Origin of the sequence: Anabaena sp. CCY 9910, assembly GCF_963920875.1 — a bacterium.
GTDB lineage: Bacteria > Cyanobacteriota > Cyanobacteriia > Cyanobacteriales > Nostocaceae > Trichormus > Trichormus variabilis.
In genome coordinates, this window is the sequence record NZ_CAWUDJ010000050.1 from 14,202 (window position 1) to 32,011 (window position 17,810).

11 protein-coding genes are annotated in these 17,810 nt (G+C 42.7%); 3 read left to right on the forward strand and 8 right to left on the reverse strand.

The window, feature by feature from the left end; all coding sequences use genetic code 11:
* Positions 1-66: 66 nt before the first annotated feature.
* From ACM5QX_RS25465 to ACM5QX_RS25480, 4 genes are all read right to left on the reverse strand, one after another.
* Entirely contained in the window at positions 67-1,068 is a 1,002-nt protein-coding gene (locus ACM5QX_RS25465; RefSeq protein WP_414756073.1) for an aspartate carbamoyltransferase catalytic subunit, read from the reverse strand.
* 101 nt (positions 1,069-1,169) lie between these two features.
* Positions 1,170-2,522, reverse strand: coding sequence for a magnesium transporter (gene mgtE / locus ACM5QX_RS25470; protein WP_414756074.1), 1,353 nt, complete (start codon positions 2,520-2,522; stop codon positions 1,170-1,172).
* Positions 2,523-3,328: 806 nt separating this feature from the next.
* On the reverse strand, positions 3,329-4,507 hold the full coding sequence (locus tag ACM5QX_RS25475) for a phosphoserine transaminase (RefSeq protein ID WP_414756075.1): 1,179 nt from the start codon (positions 4,505-4,507) through the stop codon (positions 3,329-3,331).
* Positions 4,508-4,667: 160 nt separating this feature from the next.
* The gene (locus ACM5QX_RS25480) at positions 4,668-5,570 is read right to left on the reverse strand and encodes a metallophosphoesterase family protein (RefSeq protein ID WP_414756076.1); all 903 of its coding nucleotides are present in this window, start codon (positions 5,568-5,570) and stop codon (positions 4,668-4,670) included.
* 132 nt (positions 5,571-5,702) lie between these two features.
* On the opposite strand from ACM5QX_RS25480, the gene ACM5QX_RS25485 reads away from it, so the two are divergent.
* On the forward strand, positions 5,703-6,593 hold the full coding sequence (locus ACM5QX_RS25485) for a hypothetical protein (RefSeq protein ID WP_414756077.1): 891 nt from the start codon (positions 5,703-5,705) through the stop codon (positions 6,591-6,593).
* Positions 6,594-6,613: 20 nt separating this feature from the next.
* On the opposite strand, the gene ACM5QX_RS25490 is transcribed toward ACM5QX_RS25485, so the two are convergent.
* Positions 6,614-8,644 carry an ATP-binding protein gene (locus tag ACM5QX_RS25490; RefSeq protein WP_414756078.1) on the reverse strand — a complete coding sequence of 677 codons (2,031 nt, stop codon included), beginning with the start codon at positions 8,642-8,644 and terminating at the stop codon, positions 6,614-6,616.
* An 84-nt stretch (positions 8,645-8,728) separates the two neighbouring features.
* Here ACM5QX_RS25490 and cobN point away from each other — a divergent pair, with 84 nt between their 5' ends.
* Positions 8,729-12,664, forward strand: coding sequence for a cobaltochelatase subunit CobN (gene cobN / locus ACM5QX_RS25495; RefSeq protein ID WP_414756079.1), 3,936 nt, complete (start codon positions 8,729-8,731; stop codon positions 12,662-12,664).
* A gap of 18 nt (positions 12,665-12,682) precedes the next feature.
* Positions 12,683-13,921 (forward strand): peptidoglycan-binding protein, encoded by a 1,239-nt coding sequence (locus ACM5QX_RS25500; protein ID WP_414756080.1) that lies wholly within the window; start codon positions 12,683-12,685, stop codon positions 13,919-13,921.
* 129 nt (positions 13,922-14,050) lie between these two features.
* Here ACM5QX_RS25500 and ACM5QX_RS25505 read toward each other — a convergent pair whose 3' ends face one another.
* The 3 genes from ACM5QX_RS25505 to ACM5QX_RS25515 all read right to left on the reverse strand — a co-directional run bounded on the left by ACM5QX_RS25505 (position 14,051) and on the right by ACM5QX_RS25515 (position 17,785).
* Positions 14,051-14,506, reverse strand: a complete 456-nt coding sequence (locus ACM5QX_RS25505; RefSeq protein WP_010995860.1) for a Fur family transcriptional regulator — start codon at positions 14,504-14,506, stop codon at positions 14,051-14,053.
* A gap of 542 nt (positions 14,507-15,048) precedes the next feature.
* Positions 15,049-16,299, reverse strand: coding sequence for an RNA polymerase sigma factor SigC (sigC, locus tag ACM5QX_RS25510; RefSeq protein WP_011318011.1), 1,251 nt, complete (start codon positions 16,297-16,299; stop codon positions 15,049-15,051).
* A 562-nt stretch (positions 16,300-16,861) separates the two neighbouring features.
* A complete protein-coding gene (locus ACM5QX_RS25515) occupies positions 16,862-17,785 on the reverse strand; it encodes an NAD(P)H-dependent glycerol-3-phosphate dehydrogenase (protein WP_414756081.1) in 924 nt (307 codons plus the stop codon).
* Positions 17,786-17,810 lie beyond the last annotated feature (25 nt).

Here is a 17,810-nt window from a genome sequence, read left to right on the forward strand (position 1 = left end):
TAGTTTGTCTGATTGGTAACAGGTAATAAGTAATTAGTGTTATTTCCCATTACCAATTACTGGTGATTAAGTCTTACCACTACCTATTAAATATAACAATGCCATGCGTACCGCTACGCCACTGGTAACTTGGGACTGAATCAAACTAAATTCTGGATCATCCATCAAATCAGAACTGATTTCTACACCACGATTAACAGGGCCTGGATGTAAAACTTTGACATTGGGCTGACATAGTTGCAATTTAGCGCGAGTAATGCCAAACAATTGATGATATTCTCGCAAACTGGGTAATAAATGAGCAGTCATCCGCTCTTTTTGTAAGCGTAAGGTCATAACAAAATCAGCGTCTTGCAAAGCAGGTTCTAATTGCCAATGGATAAATAATTGCCCTGGAGGTGCTGTTTCTTCTCCAAAAATATACTCAGCAAATAACTTGGGTAATAGAGTAGGTGGTGCGGCTAGATGTACTTGTGCGCCACTAGCAATTAAACTCCAAATATTCGATCGCGCTACACGAGAATGGAGAATATCTCCAACGATCGCAATCTTTTTCCCTTGTAAAAGCTCTAATCTAGGATTAGCCGGGTCAATTAAACTACAAATAGTAAATAAATCCAGTAGTCCTTGGGAGGGATGTTCATGTTGACCATCGCCAGCATTGAGGACACTAACACGTACACCTAGACGATCCATTTCTTGAGCGATCGCATTTGGTACGCCTGCTTCTTTATGGCGGATTACCATAATATCAGTACCCATCGCCAAATATGTCTTTGCTGTATCGAGAATTGTCTCTCCCTTGGTCATGGAAGAAGTAGACGCAGCAAAGTTTAGCGTATCTGCACTAAGGCGTTTAGCAGCAAGTTCAAAACTACTCCGAGTGCGCGTAGATGGTTCAAAAAATAAATTTGCCACCACCTGTCCCTGCAAAGCTGGTACTTTCTTTGTCCGCCGAGATAATACCTCTTGAAAACTGGCAGCAGTTTTTAACACAATATCGTATTCAGCAGCAGTAAAGTCAGCTAAGGAAAGGACGTGGTGACGATTCCAAGTCGAAGTAGGCATAACTGGTCATTAGTCAGTAGTCATTAGTCATTAGTCCATAGTCAACAGTCCATAGTCAACTGACAACTGTCAACTGTCAACTAACAGCCCTCAACTAACAACTAAACTGGCAAGTGAAACACGTTTAAGGCTGTAGAAATCAGAGTTAGGAAGGTTAAAAATCCGATGGTGTCAAGCATTGTGGTGACTAATGGACCACTGACTAGGGCAGGATCTAATTTTAGGCGCTTCAAACCCATTGGCAACAAAGTACCAAGTGTTACAGCCACTATTGTATTAGTTGCCATAACTGTACCAGCAATTACCGCTACCCATCGTTCTTGGGGTTTAGCCCAAATTAAGGAAAGGGCAAACATGGTCATTGCTAACACTACAGCCGTCCCTAAACCTGCGAAAATTTCTTTCCGCAAGATTTTCATAGTATCTTTGGGCGTGACTTCGCCTATACCTAAACCACGAATGGTAACTGTTAATGCTTGGATACCGACTGTTCCCCCTGTATTGGAAAATATGGGCATAATCACGGCTAATACTGGTACAGCAGCAATGATTGATTGAAAAGGGGCGATCGCACTAGCTGCACCAATATACAAAGCCATTATTCCTAACAACCAGGGTAAGCGGTTGCAGATAGTCCGTAGCGGAGAAGACAAAGCGGCTTCATCACCACTCACCCCAGCTAACTTTTGAATATCTTCCGTTGCTTCTTCTTCTAAAATATCGACTACATCATCAATAGTAATAATACCGACTAATCGCTCTTCCCGATCAACTACGGGGATAGCAATTAAGTCGTAGCGCTTCATAATTTGAGCGACTTCTTCTTGGGGTGTATCAGTTCTGACCTTAACAACGCGATCGCTCGCAATATCACGAATCAAAACATCGGGAAAGGTAAATAACAATTGTCGTAAGGAAACAACCCGCACTAGTTTGCGGTTGTCATCTGTAACATAAGCGTAGTAGATTGTTTCCTTGTCTTCGTCCTGACGGCGAATTTTACTCAGGGCTTCTCCCACCGTCAAACCTTGACGCAAACGCACATATTCAGTAGTCATCACCCGCCCGGCTGTACCTTCGGGATAACCAAGAATAGTGGCGGTTGCTTGTCTTTGTTCGGGACTGAGTTCTCGTAATAACCGCTTGATGACACCAGCAGGTAGTTCATCAAATAATTCTGCCCGTTCATCGGGACTCATTTCCTCCACAAGTTGCACCACCTGTGCATCATGTAAGGAGTTAATTAGTTCTTCCTGAACTTCTGTCGGCAAATATTCAAATACATCAATTGCCTGATTTTTGTTGAGGAGACGAAAGGCGATCGCTCGCTGCTTTTCTGGCAATTGAGTAATATACTCGCCTACATCTACAGGTTGTAACCGATTTAAATCCCACTTGAGCTGGTTTAAATCAGCAACATCCATGAGCGCAATGCGAACATCCTGTGTGAGCATGACTTTACCTCCTATTGTCTCCCCCTCGCCGGGAGACTAGCTCACCAAACTCAGGGGAGGATTATACTGCCATCTTGTGGACTTTTGTCCATAAAATCTAAAAAATTGAACTCGATGTTAATACAATTGCTTACTAAGCATTCATCCTAACTCGGAATCAGGTTTTCTGATATAAACTCCCAGAAATTGTGCAACCACTGTATGAGTCCTGCACAACATTCAGCTATTTATGATCTTGATTTTTGTTAGGTTAATGTAAATTTAACTACTATGACAATTTGTGTCAAGCAGTTCCCAAGACTTACTTAACAACTTCACAGAACCAACCCTTGTGATGAATACAAATTGAAAATTATGGTTACTTAACTTATCGAGATTAATATATTTTTTTATGGCTCTCGTAGAAAATACAGACAGATAATTAAATCCTTTCATTGAAGATAAAGGGCAAATAAATATAATAATTATTAATAAATTCTATAATCAGGCTAATTTTTGTTGATTTTATGAGTAAATCCTTTTATTTTTCACGGTATTTCGTAATTAATTGATCAATTGTTTAAAATACAATACGGTTCAGTTAAGAAAATAAATTAACTGCTACAAATAAAACAGATATATTTTTTGGAGGGGGCTTGGGGGACGCAACCCTCCCCCAATCGGGGGTTTGGGGGAGAATCCCCCAAGTCTTGGTTCTTCTGAAATCGATAAGCTGACAACGTTAACTGAACCGTATTGGTTTAAGATACGTAATTCGTAATTAACACTGTTAATTACGAATTACGTATTAGCAATTACGAATTACTTCAAGCTACTGGCACAAACTCAGCCTTAACATTCGCGTATGCCCAATCTAACCAAGGAAGCAGGGCTTCAATATCAGCAGTTTCTACTGTAGCGCCTCCCCAAATTCGCAGTCCGGGAGGCGCAGCACGATAGGGTGCAATATCATAAGCTACTTGCTGTTTTTCCAAAAGTTTTGCTAGTTTCTTAGCAAATTTACCTTGGTCTTCTGCACTCAAGCTAGCAAAGGCAGCATCAACGATTTTTAAGCAAATTGAAGTACAAGAACGAGTTTCTGGTTTCTCAGCCAAGAAATCAGCCCAATTGCTTTGTTTAACCCATTGAGCGATCGCTGCTAAGTTGGCTTCACTACGACTAATTAAACCAGGTAAACCGCCAACACTTTCCGCCCAAATCAACGCATCTAGGGCATCTTCCACACATAACATTGATGGTGTATTGATGGTATCTCCCTTAAAAATGCCTTCAATTAGTTTGCCTTTTTGGGATAGGCGGAAAATTTTCGGTATAGGCCAAGCTGGTTCGTAAGTTTCCAGTCTTTCCACAGCACGGGGTGAGAGGACAATCACACCATGTTGGGCTTCTCCACCCAATACTTTTTGCCAAGAGTAAGTCAATACATCTATTTTTTCCCAAGGAATATCCATCGCAAATACGGCAGATGTAGCATCGCAGATGGTTAGACCTTGGCGATCGTCTTTGATCCAATCACCATTCGGCACTCTCACGCCAGAAGTTGTGCCATTCCACAAAAACACCACATCATGGCTAAAATCAACCTCATCTAAATTGGGTAACCCGCCATAGGGTGCTTTCAAAAGACGCACATCAGGTAACTTCAACTCATCGACAACATCTTTAACCCATTCCTGACCAAAACTTTCCCATGCCAAGATGTCTAGAGGTCTTTGTCCCAGTAGCGACCATAAGGCCATTTCCACTGCACCCGTGTCAGAAGCCGGAACAATACCTAAACGATAATCAGCCGGTAAACCGAGAATTTGTTTGGAACGTTCAATCACTTCAGACAACTTGGCTTTGCCATCCTCAGACCTGTGAGAACGACCCAAGCAGGCGTTTTCCAGATTAGATACAGACCAACCAGGGTGCTTGGCGCAAGGGCCAGAGGAGAAACGAGTAACTTGAGGTTTATTTGTTGGCAGCGTAAGATGCTCTGACATTGTTGCAGGCGGAAGCTTTATGTAAGTAGTAATGTAGATACTACATTAGTCAGTGGTTAGTTGTCAGTTGTTAGTTGTCAACAGTCAATAGTCAATAGTCAACAGTCAATAGTCAACAGTCAACAGCGATTGTCTCTTACACCCCTACACCCCTACACCCCTACACCCCTAACCTTCTAATAATTCCCCTGTCAAAAACCCGATTATTAGTAGCGATCGCATTTAGTTCTATCCTATCTGGATAAACTTCATAGGTAGCAAAACTTAAATCACTGGTTGAGTATTCTGTCCATTTTGAACGCCCTACAGGACGATTACCTGCGCCAGCACCACAAATTAAATAGGTTGTCCCGTCGATAGCACGAGTGCGTTCGTAACTGTGTTCGTGTCCGTTGATATAAAGCTGGACTCCGTATTTTTTAAATAATGGTGTGAAGGTTTTAATAAAAGCTTGATTACTGCCGTAGACACCCGATGAATAAATGGGATGATGCCCAAATACTATTTTCCACGGAGCATTACTACTACTTAATTCTTTTTCTAACCAAGTTAGCTGGTTTTGCCAATCGGCATTATTGTTAGTATCTAAAGCGAAAAATTGTACGCGATCGCGGCGAAATGTATAATACCGCCGTCCGTTCATATTAAAACCAGGATAGCGGACTTGCGGATCACCATTATCAGTGCGAATGTCGTGATTCCCTAAACAAGCCTGAAATTTCACCCCTTGCTTGAGTAAATCTTGATAGGGACGCTCAAAAACTGCGTTAACTTTTTCAATTTCGCCGTTATTGTAAATATTATCGCCAGCTAAAACCACTAAATCATAGGGATTTTGCTTGTGGTAAAGGGTCATGGCTTTAGCCACAGCATATTGTCCTTTTGCCCCAGTTCCCGTGTCAGCCACCGACACAAAACGTAAAAGTAAATCTTTTTTGGGTGGTGAGGCGATCGCTAAATCAGTATTTTGGTAATATTTATGGGCAAATTTCCAGGCTAATAATCCAGACCCAAAAGCGCTGAGACTACTTAAAAATAAAAACTGACGGCGTTTGAGATTCATAAATCACCAAATTAATCAATAGTCAGATTAGCCGAAGCCATTACCCATGAAATGATACATTAGGGCAAAAGAGAAACAAGCAAAAAGATTCAGCTCGTTTGTCTTTGATTTGTTGGTTTTGGTAAAAGTTCCATGTCACAAGACAATCCTCCCGAACAACCCAATCAACCGGAACCGACAGTTACGCCGGCCAATCAACCCCGCCAGAGGAGAGTTCCGCAGCCTGTTTGGAAGGCGGTAATTATCGGGTTTCTGCGAGGCACAATAGGGGTTTTAGAAACCACTGTAGAGAAGCTAGAAACAGCACCGCCGCCTGGTACACAAGCAACTCCCAGTTTTTTACAACAGTTAGAGTCTAGATGGAGTAGGTTTTTACTGAAAACCCGTGCTTTTATCCCATCTAATTTATCAACCAAATTATCAGATACAGCACTGACAGGGATTATTGCTAGTATTGCCGTAGTTTTAGTGTGGACAACTACCAGTATTTTCTCTAACAAACCTACAGAAGTAGCAACGCTTCCCCCTGTTGAGGAAGTTCCCACACCAACACCCACAATTTCCGCCCCACCAGAACCAAGCCTACCAGAACCATCACCAACAGCAGAAATAACTCCGGAACCTGAAGTTCTGCCACCAGAACCGGAACCTACACCAGAACCTACACCGGAACCTGAAGCCACCCCTACACCAACACTACCAATACAATTAACCCCAGAACAAACTTTGATTGCAGCCATTGAAAATCAAGTGGCAGAAATTAGCAATCAAATCGCTTCTGGCATCATAAAATCAATTCAAGCCAATTTCCGTACCAGCAATTTGACCGTAAAAATCAATGACGACTGGTACACACTCCAAGAATCTGAGCAGAACCAAATCGCATCCCAAATCCTACAGCGCTCTCAAGAATTAGATTTTTCCCATTTAGAAATGGTTGATTCTCAAGATAAGTTAATAGCCCGTAACCCAGTTATTGGCAACGAAATGATTATTTTTCAACGACGTGTCGTTGGTCAGTAGAGATTTTGTATACAACGTCTCTACTCCCTAATTTCTTGATATGGTATCCAGACGGTAAAAATTGAGCCAATACCTACGGTGGATTCAACTTCAATGTGTCCTCGGTGCAGTTCTACCAATTGCTTAGTTAAAGCTAAACCTAATCCTGTGCCTTCGTAGCGACGGCGATAGGGTGTATCAAGTTGCTGGAATTTTTCAAATAATAATGGTAATTGTTCTTCAGGAATACCAATACCTGTATCTTCTACTTGAAATATAGAGGTATCATCTTCTACCCAAATCCTTAAGGTGACGTTACCGCCTTCTGGGGTGAATTTAATGGCGTTCGTTAATAAATTCCAGAGAATTTGTTCTATTCGTGCAGCATCGGCGGTGAAGCGATCGCGTCTAGGATCTATTTGTAAATCCAGTTTGAGATTGACTTGTTCTGATAGAGCTTTTTCTAGCAGAGATTCTATAGTATTTTCTGCTACCTCCACTAAAGAAAATTCGGCAATATTTAAAACGGTTTTTCCCGCCTCAATTTGTGATAAATCAAGGATGTCATTGATCATATCTAACAAATGTTCACCACTGTCGTGGATTGTTTGTAAATAATCTCTTTGCCGTTGACTCAACTCACCCAAAGGCCAACGTAATAAAGTAGAAGACATCCCAATTACGTAAGTTAAAGGCGTGAGTAATTCGTGACTAATGGTAGCCAGAAATTCATTTCTCAGACGACTAGCAGCTTCCGCCGCTAAGAGGGCATCGCGCAAAGCCATTGTGCGCTCAACGACTCGCTGCTCTAGGGTTTGTTTTTCTTGAGTGAGCCTATGGGCAGCATCTTGCAGAGATCGCATTAATTCTGATTGATGAATGGCGATCGCTAATTGTTCGGCAATGGAAATGAGTAAATTCTTATCACTATCATGCCACTGGCGGGGATTATGGCACTGATGGGCAATTAATAGACCCCAGAGTTTATCTTCAAAAATAATCGGTGCTGCTAATTTTGCTCTAACTTGGTTTTCCCTTAAAAAATTCAACAGACATTCTTCTAAGGGGTAAGCTGTTTCAATATCATCGATAACTAGGGTAAATCCTTGACGATATTTATCCCAACATTGAGAATGACGACTGAAGCAAGTTTGTTCTTGATAATCTAATACTGATGGGATGATATCTGTGGCACGAGCTTCATAAACTATACAACCACCATAATTTTGCCAGTCTTGGAGGCGGGGTAGCCTTGTGTTTTGCGTGTTGACTCCAGAACCCTCAAATTTATATATTACTAACCTGTCTAATTCTAGAAACTCCCGTACTTGAGCGATCGCTGTTGCCATAATTACTGGCAAATCTAAGCTTTTGCGAATCTGGGTGGTAACTTGATTTAACAGTCGCTCTTGGGAAATCTGTTTTTTGAGAGCATCTTCGACTGCTTGACAAGCATACACTTCTTCAGAATTATTTACACTTGTAGAAGCTGTTACTTCCTCATTGTCCTTAGGCAAAAGATGTTCTAATAACAACAAAGTAAATTGACTTTGGAGTTTAACATCATTTGGTTTCAAAATTTGCCGATAGCGTTCAAGATGCTGGTGAGTATAAGAATCATCCCCAAACAAGTCTCTCAATTTTGCAAGAAAGGAAGCGATCGCCTCTGAATTAAATGTCAACCTAGTATGCAGTTCTGTTAGCGTTAACGGGGATTGAGCAGCCTGTGGAATACTGGAAGCTGAGTATATTTCTTGCTTTTGTGTTTCTCTATCTCCAGTAATGCCTTGATTCAATGGGGAAGGCATAGCCAGAACCCAACTTTCCGACTCTGGTAATTCTTGTTGCTCCCAGTTTCCCAGCAAAAGCGCACTAAATCCCTCAGAAACCAACAAAGTAAACCTCTGAGTGTGCCACTCCATTGGCACACTCACCCGTGATAACAAGGATTCAGTAAGTAACAAAGTACTAGTTTCTACTGATTGAGCCATCTGCTGCAACAATTCTCCGAGTTGATTGAATACAACTAAAGGCAAATTTCGAGAAAAGCTCAAATCAGGAGAACTCAGCATTTTCGATAGTCTGGTAAGAGGGGCTGGGCTGACAAATTTATTGATTATGTTCTAACCAACAGTTTAAAGCGGCAATAAAGGATTATGCATCGTATAAGTACCACATCGGTAGGATGGAATCAGTCAGAGGGTGTGATTTTTCTGGAACAAACCCCAGCTCCCTTTGTGTTGATTACGGCTGCTGATACCGATATTCAAACCCTCGCAGCCGCAGTCCCCAAATTACCTGCAACATTCCCTGCAATCAGAGTAGCTAACTTGTTGTTATTGCAACAACAAATAAGTATAGATACTTATGCCGAACAAGTTTTAGAACTTGCCCAGGTAATTATTTTGCGCCTACTAGGAGGACGTTCCTATTGGGCGTATGGTTTAGAAGTTGTCCAAGAAATCGTGGAACGCACTGGTATAACCCTAATTGTAATGCCTGGTGACGATGCTCTCGATCCTGAATTGATCTCTCAGTCTACCGCGCCAGTAGGTACTGTTAACCAAATATGGCAGTATTTTTATGAAGGTGGCGTAGAAAATATTGTTAACGCTCTGCAATTTATTTCCGACGTGTCTTTAAAAACTACATACAATCCCCCCGCGCCACAAAGGGTTCCTCGTGTTGGGTTGTATGACTGGGGATTGGGGACTGGGGACTGGGGACTAGGAGAAGAAGCAGGGGAGCAGGGAGAAGGGAGCAGAGGGGGAAACTTACTCAACGATTTTCACCCTTTCCCCTTGCCCCCTCAACCAATTCCTAATTCCCAATCCCTCATCCCCAAGGTAGGCATTCTCTTTTACCGCGCCCACTATTTGGCGGGAAATATTCAGGTAATTGATGCGTTGTGTGCGGCTTTGTGGCAGAGAAATTTACAGCCTGTGCCGGTGTTTATTTCTTCTTTGCGTGATCCTGATGTGCAAGCAGAGTTGATTGATTTTTTTCAGCCTAAAGATTCCCAACAAATTTCACTTTTACTTAATACCACAAGCTTTTCATTAGCCCGTTTAGAAACTGAAGCACCCCAAACCGAACTTTGGGAAAAATTAGATGTCCCAGTTTTACAAGTGATTCTCAGTGGCGGATTTGTTGAACAATGGGAAGCACAGTTAAACGGACTTTCTCCCCGTGATATAGCGATGAATGTCGCCTTACCGGAAGTAGATGGCAGAATTATCAGCCGGGCTGTCTCATTTAAGGCAATACAAACTCGCAATCCCGATTTAGAAACAGATGTGGTAGTTTATGAACCAATAAGCGATCGCATCGATTTTGTAGCCCAACTCGCAGCAAATTGGGTACACCTCCGTTCCCAACCGCCCCAAAAGCGTCGTATTGCCCTAATTTTGGCAAACTATCCCAACCGCGACGGCCGCCTAGCCAACGGTGTGGGGCTAGACACGCCAGAAAGTTGTGTAGAAATCCTCAAAGCTTTACAGCAAGCAGGCTATTTCGTGGAAAACCTGCCCACCAATGGGGACGAATTAATTCAAATGCTCACGGCTGGCGTAACAAATGACCCAGAAGGCAGAGAATTACGTCCGGTGCAGCAAAGCTTATCTAGTGAGGAATATCAAGAGTATTTTGCTTGTTTACCAACAGCAGTACAGCAGGGTATTAATGAGCGTTGGGGGCTAGGAGAACAAGCCAATCATTTTCCCTCATTGTCCTTTCCCATTCCTGGTATCCAGTTCGGCAATGTCTTCGTAGGCATCCAGCCATCAAGGGGTTATGATATTGACCCCAGTTTGAATTATCATGCGCCAGATTTAGAACCGACCCATGCTTATTTAGCTTTTTATTATTGGGTGAGAGAATCTTTTGGTGCTGATGCTGTTGTTCATGTGGGAAAACATGGCAATTTAGAATGGCTGCCTGGTAAGAGCTTGGCTTTATCTAGTAATTGCTATCCAGAAGCAGTTTTTGGCCCTATGCCTCACCTATACCCATTTATTGTTAATGATCCTGGTGAAGGTTCCCAAGCCAAGCGTCGCGCTCAGGCGGTGATCATAGACCATCTTACGCCCCCGATGACTCGTGCTGAATTATATGGTGCTTTGCAAAAGCTGGAAAATTTAGTTGATGAGTATTACGAAGCGGAAAGTTTAGATCCTTCTCGCTTGGGAGCAATCCGCGATCGCATTCGTGATTTAGTCATCCAAGAAAATCTTTACAAAGATTTAGGTATTGAAAAGGAAGAAGATATCGTCAATTTTGAATCGTTAATTTTGAACTCCTTAGATGGGTATCTCTGCGAATTGAAAGAAGCTCAAATCAGAGACGGCCTGCACATTTTTGGGCAATGTCCCCAAGGAAGACAACTCAGGGATTTAATAGTGGCGATCGCTCGCATCCCCAACCGCCATTCCTCAGGTATCACCAGGGCTTTAGCCAACACTTGGGGCTTAGACTTCGACCCCCTCACAGACAACTTCAGCACCCCATTATCCATACAAGACCAAAAACTGTTAGCTGCAAAAACCCCAAATCCCTGTCGCACAGTCGGCGATGCCGTCACCGTCCTAGAAGAACACGCCTCCCTACTAGTAGAAAACCTCATCAATCCTCCCCCTGCTCCCTGCCCCCTGCCCCCTGCCCCGCTTAACACAGTCCTTAACTGGATCAAATCCAAACTCCTCCCATCCCTTCAACAAACTCCAGCAGAAATTACTAACCTCCTACATGGGCTAGATGGTGGATACATCCCCAGTGCGTCTTCAGGCGCACCCACACGGGGCAGACCAGAAGTTTTGCCTACAGGTAAAAACTTTTATGCTGTTGATATACGCGCCATCCCCACAGAAACTGCTTGGGATATTGGTAGAAAAGCAGCAGAAAACCTGATTGAATGCTACACCCAAGAGCATGGTGAGTATCCCAAAACACTAGGCCTATCTGTATGGGGAACTGCAACAATGCGGACTGGTGGTGATGACATAGCCGAAGCTTTGGCTTTGTTAGGCGTACAACCAGTATGGGACGGTGCAGCACGACGGGTTGTCGATTTAGATATACTGCCCTTAAGCGTCTTAGGTAGACCCCGTGTCGATGTCACCTTACGGATTTCCGGCTTCTTCCGTGACGCTTTCCCCAACTTAATGGATTTATTTGAGCAAGCTGTCAACGCAGTTGCGGCTCTAGATGAACCCCCAGAACAAAACCCCCTAGCCGCCCAAATCCGCCAAGACACTGATTTTTGGATACAACAAGGCTTAACTCCAGAAACAGCCTTTGAGCGATCGCGCTATCGCATTTTTGGCTCTAAACCAGGGGCTTACGGAGCCGGACTCCAAGGCATAATCGAATCACAAAACTGGCAAGACGACCAAGACCTAGCCAACGCCTATATTAACTGGAGCTGCTACGCCTATTCTTCAGGCAAAAGTCAAGAAGCCGGCACAGAAATTAGTCCCCAATCCCCTGCCCCCTGCCCCCTGCCCCCTGCCCCCTGCCCAATCCCCTCCCCCGAAGCCTTCACCCAGCGCTTAGAACAGATGCAAATTGTCCTACACAATCAAGACAACCGCGAACACGACTTGCTTGATTCGGACGACTATTATCAATTTCAAGGCGGTTTAACAGCTGCGGTACGTTCCCTACAAGGGAAAAATCCCGAAACTTATTTTGGTGATCATTCCATTCCATCCCAACCCCGTGTCCGCCAACTGCGAGAAGAAATTGCCAGAGTCTATCGTTCTCGTGTGGTTAATCCCAAGTGGATTGAGGGAATGATGCGTCACGGGTATAAAGGTGCATTTGAAATGGCAGCCACCGTAGATTTTCTCTTTGCCTATGATGCCACTACCAGATGTGTAGAAGACTATATGTATCAAGGTGTTATGCAGGCCTACTTGCTTGATCCAGTAGTTTGCACGTATATTGAGAATAAAAATCCCCATGCACTGCGTGATATTGCTGAAAGACTGTTAGAAGCAAACCAACGCGGTTTATGGGAAAATGTAAATATAGAAACACTTGAAAATTTACGTAATTTAGTACATCAAGCCGAAGCAACCATCGAAGCAAAATAAATGGTGTAGGAAACAAATATGGACAACATAGCGTATTTGCACCTAGCTTTCACCTACGAAGATAGTGAACCAGGAGAGTTGGTGTCTTTAAGCTACTTATTTAACAAAGCAGCTGCACCAGACTGGAAACGCCTATCAAGTAGAGCTTGGAAGCATATGCTACCCCTAGCCCTGACATTATCTGTTCTCAGCAGTGTTAGTAGCGCCTGGGCATTGGAAAGAGGAGATCAAGGGCCTTCCGTCAGAAATCTCCAACAAAAACTACAGCAAGCAGGGTTTTATCAGGCTCCTGTAACTCAGGTATATGATTTTTCCACAGAAGAAGCGGTTCGACGTTTTCAAGAGGCGGCTGGCTTACCAGTTGATGGCGTTGTAGGAGCTAGCACTCTAGAAAAATTAGACCAGTGGCGTTCCACTCCGGTGGCTAACCAAGTCCAACAATATACTACTCCCAGTACACCAACGAGAAAAAACAGCACAACTGCTACTCAAGTCAGAACCACTCCTGCTGCACGTACACAAACTAGAAAAAACACCACAACTGCTGCTACACGTACACAAACTACAAGGAACAGCACAACTGCTAGTGTTAATGCAGCCACCAACAAGCGCCGTGATCCTAACTACCTTGTCAAAGGAGATGAAGGCGAAGCGGTGAGATCACTGCAACAACGTTTGCGAGTTGCAGGTTTTTATTACGGTAATGCTACAGGTGTTTTTGGCCCCATTACCGAGGAAGCAGTCAAAAGATTTCAAACCGCTTATAAACTAGATGTTGACGGTATTGTTGGGCCAGCCACAATCAGAAGATTACCGCCAATAGGTGTTGGTGGAGAAAATCCCCCTAAGCGCGCAACTGTAACTGTCAAAGATAAACTGACTGTAGGCGATCGCGGCGAAGCTGTGCGAGTTCTACAAGAACAGTTAATTCAAGCAGGATATTTACAGGGACAGCCAAATGGTTATTTTGGCCCCTACACAGCAGAAGCAGTCAAAAGATTTCAAGCTGCTAATTATCTCAGTGCTAGCGGTATTGCTGGCCCCACGACCAGAGCAAAGTTACATAGCTCACTTAATCAAGCTAAAGCTACCAAAAGTGATTTTAATGTCTTAGAAATCCAAAGACGACTACAAGAAAAGGGTTTCTATAAAGGACAACTCAATGGAGTGATGGCAGATGATACGAAAAAAGCCATCAAGCAAGCTCAGGAATTCTACGGTATCAGTCTAACTGATGTCAGAAGCGGACGCTTTTAGCATCCGCTTCCATGTTTTTACTATGATTCCTTAACAGTTTGCTTACCTCCGATAACGACTAATCAGGAATTTCTCAAAACTTCATTTTTGGATTATTGAGTCACTTCCCCTTGTTATCTTACCCAGGTGCTAAAGTGGCATGAGCGCGCGTTGGCACTTGGGACAGACTGCATGAATTGTCATTTGGCAGTCTAGTAGGTGAAAACCTTCTTTTTGGGCAGTTTTTGCCCCAATTTTTAAGATTGAATCGTTTTTGAATTCAATAGTAGAGTTACATTTGACACAAATTAGGTGATGGTGATGATGGGGATAAGGCTGGTTAATTTCGTAGTGCTTGTGTCCTTCGCCTAATTCCAGTTCACGTAAAATCCCCATCCGAGCCATCAACTTCAACGTCCGGTAAATCGTTGAAAGGCTAATTCCTTCACCGTCAGCTTCCAAACGATGATATAAATCTTCTGCGCTCAGGTGTTCGCCTTGAGGAAGTTCTTGAAAGATATGTAAGATAGTTTCCCGTTGAGGGGTCAAACGCCAGCCTCTTTCGTTTAATTCTGCCTTGAGCGAAGTATTTGTGTAGACAGTCATACTAATTTTTCTCAACAAAGCTTGTTAATTGAGAATATAACAAATATTTGGAGTGATTTGCAACAAACATCGCTTATTGAGAATATTTATTATAATTTTAATCAAAATTAGTGAAAATCACCTACAAAAACCTAGTAATAATGCTTATTATTAACAATTTGAAATCAAAAATTACTAGTTCAAGAATATACAATCTTAATGGTGAATCGCAAGCTACACAGGCATCTTAGTTATTGACTTTATGTAATATCAATGTTTACTATTTTATGTTTTCAAGCAATGCTTTGCAAAAATACATTTTAATTAACTGCAAAACTTTCCTATAAGCAACAAGTAGCTGTTAAGTTACTAGGCGAGAATAAATCACATTAATGTTAATTAATGTATAAACTCCAGTCACAAGGTGATGAGTTTTCCTGAGTTACCAGTGGCAAGCTCTGCCGTTATGCTTAATTGGTTGTGATGACTAAATAGTCCAGAGTCAATAATCTATAGTATGGATTTTGTTTACTATTGATTATTGACTATTGACTATTAACTATCTAACTCAGAGATTCCAAATAGTCACGGATAAGGTTGCGGCGCTTCGGTTGGCGGAGCTTTTGCAAGGCCTTAGATTCGATTTGGCGTACTCGCTCCCGTGATAAATCCAGAGCGCGGCCAATTTCTGCTAATGAGTAAGGATGACCATCAGCTAAACCAAAACGCATCAAGATGACATCACGTTCACGGCTAGTTAAATCAGCTAATAAATGTTGCAAGTCTCTTTGTAGAGATTCCCGCATTAACATTTCTTCAGGAGTTACGCCGTCAGTCTCTAATAGTTCTCCCAACTCAGTGTCTTTATCTTTACCTACCTTGGTTTCTAAAGAAACAGAACGAGGTACTCTTAATAAAACTTCCCGCACTTGGGTAGGTGTCATATCTAACTCAATTGCTAGGTCTTCTAAAGTAGGAGTGCGACCTTTTTCTTGAGCGATTTTGCGTTGAGCCTTTTTAATTTTGTTTAATTTTTCTGTAATATGAACAGGGAGGCGAATTGTACGACTAGAAGTAGCGATCGCTCTTGTGATCCCTTGGCGAATCCACCAGTAGGCATAGGTACTAAAACGATATCCCTTAGTTGGATCAAATTTCTCTACAGCTCGTTCCAAACCGAGAGTGCCTTCTTGAACTAAGTCTAATAATTCTAAACCACGATTTTGATATTTTTTAGCCACAGACACAACTAAGCGCAAATTAGCCTTAATCATGTGTTCTTTTGACTGAAGACCTTGAGATTGCATTTTCTCCAATTCTTCCACCGTCATCTTGGCAATTTCTGCCCAGCGACGTTTACCTTCCGATAAAATTGGCTTCAGGTCACATAAGTTGATACCAGCAGTAGCAGCCCATCTTTCCAAGGAAGGACGATGGCCAAGTTCTGATGCTAGACGCTCTTGAACTTCAATTAAATGCAGATAAGGAGTAGCAACTTCATCTCCCTGTTTGGCAGCATTAGCTAGCACTACCCGCAACTTTAAGTAACGCTGGACTTTTTGAGCTTCAGAAACTTCTTCGTCCCGTCCTAACAAACGGACTCGACCGATTTCCTGAAGGTATAGACGTACTAAGTCTGTACTACGACGGTTAGCGCTAGCACCAAAAGTAGCGGGATCAGCAGCAGCTATCTCCAATTCTTGGATCTCATCCACCGACAAATCACTGTCATCAATGGCAATATCAGGGTCTAAAGCCTGGCGGGATTTTTGGGTATTGTAGGCGGCATCTGCGTAAAAAGATGTTGCTGGCATAAGATCGTCTCTATGGCTCCAGGTAACAATAGATTGCGGTGAGTCAGCGCTGTAGGAGGGTTTCCCTCCGTAGGCGACTGCGAACCCGTGGGGTCAGCTATTTAACTGTTGCTATTGTTCCCGTGATTCTAGATGAACTAACACGGTTAAGGTTTTCACTAAAATTTTTTTTACAAAAAAACCTTAGTGGTTGTTTTCAGATATCACAGCCTAACTATAGTTGGCTGTTGAGAGTCTGATTGAACCAATAGCTATTCAAATTTACGATTAGATTTTAAATTCGGAATTACCTAGTCAGCATTTTCACCTTGTTGGTTATTAGCTGAGACTTGAGTATGTTGTATAAACATATTTCAGTAAAAATTATGTTTATTATCGGCATAGTCACATCTACAGGGATACATAAGTAATTTCCTGACGATTTTCTAATTTTTTTCTCAGGATTTTTTAGGACTCAGTATGGTAAGGAGTAATGGGGATGATGAGTAGTGGTGAGTTAAATTGGGGACTTGTTGTCGGTTGTCAGTTGTCAGTTGTCGGTTGACTATTAACCAATTAACAATCAGTTATATTCCGGCTTAATGTCTCGGAGCATGAGTTCATCAAGAGCTTGCTGTGGTGTAACTTCGCCTTGTAGTAATCGGTAGACTTGCTCGGTAATAGGGATAACTATATTTTGTTGCCTAGCTAATTGGACTAATACCTGACAAGTGTTTACTCCTTCGGCGGTTCCTGGTAATTTTGCTAGAATTTGTGCCAGTGTTTGACCACCGGCTAATTGATAACCAACTTGGTAATTGCGACTTAAGGGACTGTTACAGGTAGCTAACAGATCCCCTAGACCAGATAAACCATAAAATGTTTCCGTCTTTGCACCCCAACAATTGCCAATGCGAACCATTTCTGTGAGTCCGCGCGTGACTAAAGCGGCTTTGGCATTAGTTCCTAAATGTAGACCGTCACATACACCAGATGCGATCGCAATTACATTCTTGAGTGTACCCCCCAATTCCACACCTATGGGGTCAGGATTTGTATAGACGCGAAAACGAGATGAAGAAAATGCCAGCTGCACTGTAGCGGCGGCAGTAGCTACACGACTAGCTACTACCGTGGCTGCTGGTAGGGATTGGTCAATTTCTTTAGATAAATTTGGCCCAGAGAGGACAACTACTGGATGATTGGGGAAGCATGATTGCCAAATTTGGGATGGCGTATAAATAGTCTCTGGTTCTAAACCTTTGGTAGCCGTGACAAAAATAGTTTTTGGTGAAGGAGTGAGAGATTGAATTTGGGAAGCAACTTCTCTCACTCCTTTCATGGAAATCGCCGAGAGAATTATATCAACATCTTCTAAGAGTGCTGCTAGTGTTTCAGTTCCTCGCCGTGACCATACACGCACCCTATGGCCATTGGCTAGTGCTAAGTTTGCTAGAGATGCACCCCAAGCACCTGCACCTAAAATTAATATGGTAGTTTCTTGCACCGGTTCAAAAATTCAAAATTCAAAA